The organism is Streptomyces sp. NPDC006265, assembly GCF_040613555.1.
Classification (GTDB): domain Bacteria; phylum Actinomycetota; class Actinomycetes; order Streptomycetales; family Streptomycetaceae; genus Streptomyces.
The window spans coordinates 1-5,024 of record NZ_JBEXSH010000690.1; the positions used below are offsets into that span (position 1 = coordinate 1).

The following is a 5,024-nucleotide window of genomic DNA, read 5'->3' on the forward strand; positions in this document are numbered from 1 at the left end:
CCCTGGAAGGGGCAGGCTGGCAGGTGAGCGAGCACCGCGAGCCGCGCGGCGGGACCCGGTATCTGCTCGCTTCGCCGCGCCGGGCGTGATGAGCATGCCAAGATCGGTGGATCGTTGCGCAGTGCACGAGAGTCCGGTGCGAGAGACCCGGCGCGAGAAGGGAAAGCCGTGAGCAAGCCGTTTTCCGTCCCTGTGACCGTCCGTGGATACGAGACCGACGTCCAGGGGCACCTCAACCAGGCGGTGTACTTGAACTACGCGGAGCACGCCCGCTGGTCGCTGCTCCACGCCGCCGGGATCAGCCAGTCCGCCCTCATCGGCGGCGGCGTGGGTCCGGTCGCCCTGGAGACGACCATCCGCTACAAACGCGAGCTGCTCGCGGGCGACGAGGTCGAGGTGACCTGCGCCTTCGCGTGGGACGGCGGCAAGACGTTCCGGATCGAGCAGAGCGTGGTGAAGGCCGACGGCACGGTCGCCGCCGAGATCACGGCGGTCGGCGGCATCCTGGACCTCGAGAAGCGCAGACTGGTCGCCGACCCCGCGGAGGTCTTCAAGAAGCTGGCGGCGGACCCGGGCATGTTCGGGCTTTAGGCGGCGAGATCACCCGCCGCCCTGGCACATATGCGAGCGAGCCGCTCAGCAGCCCCGGGTGAGGGGGGTAGCCACACCCATGATCACTTTCCCTACATCGGGGGCGGGGTGCTCCCACACGATCCAGCCCTGCGCGCCGACGCAGTAGTTCGCCGTGCCCGTCACACCAACAGGGCCTGCCTGGTAGGCGAAGTTTCCCTCGTCTATGTCACCAGGAGTGGTGTTACGGCATGTCCGCCCTTCGCCGGACGTCTGTGCGCATCTGTAGATGCCGACATAGGTCTTGGCGGCAACGCCGTACGAGGGACCGCGGTGATAGAAGCAGGCGCTGTTGGTGCCGCCGTTGCTGCTGTTGTAATAGATGGTCAACTCACCGACGATCCGGCGACGATGACCGCGCCGAAGATGACGGGCAGGGCGTCGGACTTGTCCTCGGTGGAGGCGACGATCGCGGTCATCGGGGCGACACCGGCGAAGGTGACGCCGTTGACGAACGGCAGCCGGGCGCCGATCTTCCAGACGCCGAGGGTCTGCAGGAAGGTGGCGAGGCCCGCGGTGAACAGGCAGGCGCCGGTGAGGAAGGTCAGGTCGGTGGCGGAGAGGCCGATGGCCGCGCCGACGATCAGGGGCGGGGCGACGACGCCCGCGTACATGGCGGCCACGTGCTGCAGGCCGGTCGTCGCCATCTTGAGGGCGGGGAGTTTCTCGTCAACGGGGTGGTCGGCCACAGCGGCGTCCCTCCGGTCGGTTACACGGCCGCGCCGATGCGGCCGTGGGTGTCAGGGAGGTGGTGCGGGTGGTCGTGCGGGACCAAGTGACGGGGTGGCCGTTCCGGGGCGCGCGCGTCCACGCGCACCCCGGAGACGACCGCCGTGGTCCCCGCTCGGGTCCACGGCCACCGGCCGGGAGCCGTCCCTCCCGGCCGGAGTATCGGTGTGTTCAGGCCCGCGCGGCCATCTTCGCCAGGCGCTGGGCCTCGTCCCGCGTGGCGCGGGCGATGGCGTCCTCGTCGGCCGTGAGCATCCGCCCGTCCTCGACGATCTGCCGGCCGTCCACGAAGGACGCGGTGACCGGGGCGGCCGCGCCGAAGACCAGGGCGGTCACCGGATCGGCGATGGAGGCGTGGGCGAGTGTGTCCAGCTTCCACAGCACGAGGTCGGCGAGCTTGCCGGGCTCCAGGGACCCGGTCTCCGCGGCCCGGCCGAGGACCTGGGCGCCGCCGTACGTGCCGAGGCGCAGGGCCTGACGGGCGTTCAGCGCCGCCTCCCTGTGGCCGCCGAGGCGGTTGATGAGGAGGGCGTTGCGCAGCTCGGTGTGGAGTTCGCCGGACTCGTTGGAGGCGGTGCCGTCGACGCCGAGGCCGACGGGGACGCCGGCCGCGAGCATGTCGGGGACGCGGGCGATTCCGGCGGCGAGGCGGGCGTTGGAGGACGGGCAGTGCGCGACGCCGGTGCGGGACCGGGCGAAGGCGGCGATGTCGGAGTCGTTCATGTGGACGCAGTGCGCCATCCACACGTCCTCGCCGAGCCAGCCCGTGGACTCGAAGTAGTCGGTCGGGCCCATGCCGAACAGTTCGTGGCAGAACTTCTCCTCCTCCACGGTCTCCGAGCCGTGGGTGTGCAGCCGGACACCGAGGCGGCGGGCCAACTGGGCGCCTTCGCGCAGCAGTTCGGTGGAGACGGAGAAGGGCGAGCAGGGCGCGACGGCGATCTGCGTCATGGCGTCGAAGGAGGAGTCGTGATGCCGGCGCACGGTCTCCTCGGTGGCGGCCAGCGCCCCGTCCAGGGTCTCGACGGCGAAGTCCGGGGGCAGGCCGCCGTCCTTCTCGCTGCGGTCCATGGAGCCGCGGGCGAGGGTGAAGCGGACGCCCATGTCGCGGGCGGCACCGATGATCGCGCCGGAGAGGTCGCCGGAGCCCTGCGGGAAGACGTAGTGGTGGTCCATGGCGGTGGTGACCCCGCCACGGGCCATCATCGCAAGCGAGCCCTGGGCGGCGGCGCGGACCATCGGCTCGTCGATGCGCGCCCAGGTGGGGTAGAGCGCGACGAGCCAGTTGAAGAGGTTGTGGTCCGTGGCCAGGCCCCGGGTGATCCACTGGTAGAAGTGGTGGTGGGTGTTGATCAGGCCGGGGGTCACGAGATGGCCGGAGGCGTCGATGCGGCGTGCGACGTTCTCCAGGTCCTCGGGGGCCCTGCCCGCGCCGAGCGACTCGATGCGGTTGCCGGCGAGGACGACGTGCCCGGAGGCGTACTCGGTGTCGTGTTCGTCGACGGTCGCGATCGCGCAGTTCTCGATGACGATGCGCCGGTCTGCTGCCATGGTTCGTCCTTTGCGCTGTGGTGGAGAGGGCACGGCAGGACCCTGGAAGTTTTGAGTGCCGTGGCCGGGAGAAGGGTTCCCCGGCCACGGGTGCCGAAAGAGGGAACCTCAGAGGCTGGTGAGGTCCACGGGGATCTTCGCCTCGCAGCCGTCCCTGAGGACCGTCGCCTCGATCAGGCCGTAGGGGCGGTCGGCGGCGAAGTACACAGCTCCGTCGGCGGTATCGTTCTTCAGCCCGAACGGCTCCAGGTCCACCAGGAAGTGGTGCTTGTTCGGGAGGGAGAAGCGGACCTCGTCGATCTCGCTGCGGTTGTTGATGATCCGCGCACCCATCTGGTACAGCGTCTGCTGGAGCGAGAGCGAGTAGGTCTCGGCGAAGGCCTGGAGCATGTGCTTCCTCACCTGCTCGTAGGACTTCTCCCAGTGGGGCATGCGCTGCTCGTCGTCGGTCCAGTTGAACCGCCAGCGGCCGGAGACCTCGGTGGCCAGGATGCGGTCGTAGGCCTCCTTCAGGGTCGTGTACTTGTCCTTGACGTAGCCCCAGAACTCGGAGTTGGTCGAGTTCATCACGACGAGGTCCTTCAGGCCGGAGACGACCTCCCAGCGCTCACCGTCGTAGGTGATCTGGGTGAGCCGCGTCTCCTGGCCCTTGCGGACGAAGGAGTGCTTGACCTCGTCGGCGCCGATGAACTGCGAGTTGGCGTCGGAGGCCTCGATCCGTTCCCAGGCGTACTCCTCGATGCGGATCCGGGCCGTCTTGATCGGCTCCTGCGAGGTCACGAAGTGCCGGGCCAGGTGGATGCCGAACTGCTCGGCCGACTCGATGCCGTGCTCCTTGGCGAACGCGTACACCGTGTTCTTGGTGGTGTCGGTCGGCAGGACGTGGGCGTTCGAGCCGGAGTAGTGGACCTCGTCCATGTCGCCGGAGAGCGCGACCGAGACGTTCAGGTCCTTGATGTGATGGGTGGCGCCGTCCCGCGTGATCTTCACGACTCGGTTCTCGGCCTTGCCGTACTGGTTCTGCCCCAGGATCACAGGGCGGGCAGGGCGGGAATTGACGGTCATCTAGCTAGCTCCCTCGGTAAACGGAGTAGCCGAACGGGTTGAGCAGCAGCGGTACGTGGTAGTGCTCGCCCGGCACGACGGCGAACGTGATCGCCACCTCCGGGAAGAACACACCGGCGCCGCTGTCCCGATTCGCGGGGGCGTCCTGCTGCGCATCGGCCTTCTGGTTCGCGGATTTCTCGAAGTACGGCTCGACGGCGAAGTCGAGCCGTACGTGGGTGGTGCCCTCCGGCAGCGCCGGGAGGTCCTTGCACCGGCCGTCCGCGTCGGTCGCGGAGCCGCCGAGCGCCTGCCAGTCCGCCGCACGCCCGGTGCGGGCGGAGAGCCGGACGGCGACGCCCTCGGCGGGGCGGCCGACGCTGGTGTCCAGGATGTGCGTGGACACGGACGCGGTGGTGCTGGTGCTCATGGTCGGGCGTCCCCTTCAGTCTTCTTCGACGAGGCGGGCGAGCCGGATACGGTTGATCTTGCCCAGCTCGGTGCGGACGGTCTCCCGCTCCTGCTCCGGCGTGTTGCCGATCCGTTCCCTGACCGCGTCACGCATCTGCTCGCCGGTCCGGCCGGTGGCGCAGATCAGGAAGACATGTCCGAACCTCGCCTGGTAGGCGAGGTTCAGCTCCAGCATCTCCGCCTTGATCGCGTCGGAGGCGCCGGCCATGCCCCGCTGCTCCCGCGCCGAGGTGGGGTCTGCGGGCTTGGGGCGGCCGATGGGCGGGTGGCCGGCCATCGCCTCGTCGAGGTCCGCGGCCGTCAGCTCCGCCATGGCGGCGTCGCTCGCGGCGTACAGGTCCTCGCAGGTGGCGTAGGGGCGGGCGGCCAGCAGGCGTCGCGCCCACGCCGTGGAGGCGCACGCCTCGTGGAGCGCGGTGAGGGCCGCGTGCTCCTCGAGGGTGTTGAACCGGGCCAGGCCCGGCGGCGTGGAAGTGGAAGTCACGGGAGCCTCCGTGGCCGGATTCGACCTTCGTGCTGAACGGGCGTGCCGATAGCTAACGCCCTCCCGCGACAGCACGTCAACAGTTTGTTGAAAATTCGGTGAGGCGAAACCGGAC

The 5,024-nt window shown here is 69.4% G+C and carries 6 protein-coding genes and 1 pseudogene; 1 reads left to right on the forward strand and 6 read right to left on the reverse strand.

Annotation, left to right across the window (positions count from 1 at the left end):
• Positions 1 to 168 precede the first annotated feature (168 nt).
• A complete protein-coding gene (locus ABZ281_RS37560) occupies positions 169 to 591 on the forward strand; it encodes a thioesterase family protein (protein ID WP_356662517.1) in 423 nt (140 codons plus the stop codon).
• A 45-nt stretch (positions 592 to 636) separates the two neighbouring features.
• Here the strand turns inward: ABZ281_RS37560 and ABZ281_RS37565 are convergent, their stop codons facing one another.
• From ABZ281_RS37565 to uraD, 6 genes and pseudogenes are all read right to left on the reverse strand, one after another.
• Positions 637 to 960 (reverse strand): hypothetical protein, encoded by a 324-nt coding sequence (locus ABZ281_RS37565; RefSeq protein WP_356662518.1) that lies wholly within the window; start codon positions 958 to 960, stop codon positions 637 to 639.
• An 11-nt stretch (positions 961 to 971) separates the two neighbouring features.
• Positions 972 to 1,319: pseudogene (locus ABZ281_RS37570) on the reverse strand (solute carrier family 23 protein); the annotation flags it as partial.
• 211 nt (positions 1,320 to 1,530) lie between these two features.
• Complete coding sequence (locus ABZ281_RS37575; RefSeq protein WP_356662519.1) at positions 1,531 to 2,910, reverse strand: 8-oxoguanine deaminase; 1,380 nt, start codon at positions 2,908 to 2,910, stop codon at positions 1,531 to 1,533.
• 108 nt (positions 2,911 to 3,018) lie between these two features.
• Entirely contained in the window at positions 3,019 to 3,975 is a 957-nt protein-coding gene (pucL, locus tag ABZ281_RS37580) for a factor-independent urate hydroxylase (RefSeq protein ID WP_356662520.1), read from the reverse strand.
• A 4-nt stretch (positions 3,976 to 3,979) separates the two neighbouring features.
• The gene (gene uraH, locus ABZ281_RS37585) at positions 3,980 to 4,384 is read right to left on the reverse strand and encodes a hydroxyisourate hydrolase (RefSeq protein WP_356662521.1); all 405 of its coding nucleotides are present in this window, start codon (positions 4,382 to 4,384) and stop codon (positions 3,980 to 3,982) included.
• 15 nt (positions 4,385 to 4,399) lie between these two features.
• Complete coding sequence (gene uraD, locus ABZ281_RS37590) at positions 4,400 to 4,909, reverse strand: 2-oxo-4-hydroxy-4-carboxy-5-ureidoimidazoline decarboxylase (protein ID WP_356662522.1); 510 nt, start codon at positions 4,907 to 4,909, stop codon at positions 4,400 to 4,402.
• Positions 4,910 to 5,024: the final 115 nt, after the last annotated feature.

Excerpts from the sequence above, each read along its gene's own strand:
- ABZ281_RS37575 (WP_356662519.1), bottom strand. The coding sequence starts at position 2,910 with ATGGCAGCAGACCGGCGCATCGTCATCGAGAACTGCGCGATCGCGACC.
- pucL (WP_356662520.1), bottom strand. The coding sequence starts at position 3,975 with ATGACCGTCAATTCCCGCCCTGCCCGCCCTGTGATCCTGGGGCAGAAC.
- uraH (WP_356662521.1), bottom strand. The coding sequence starts at position 4,384 with ATGAGCACCAGCACCACCGCGTCCGTGTCCACGCACATCCTGGACACC.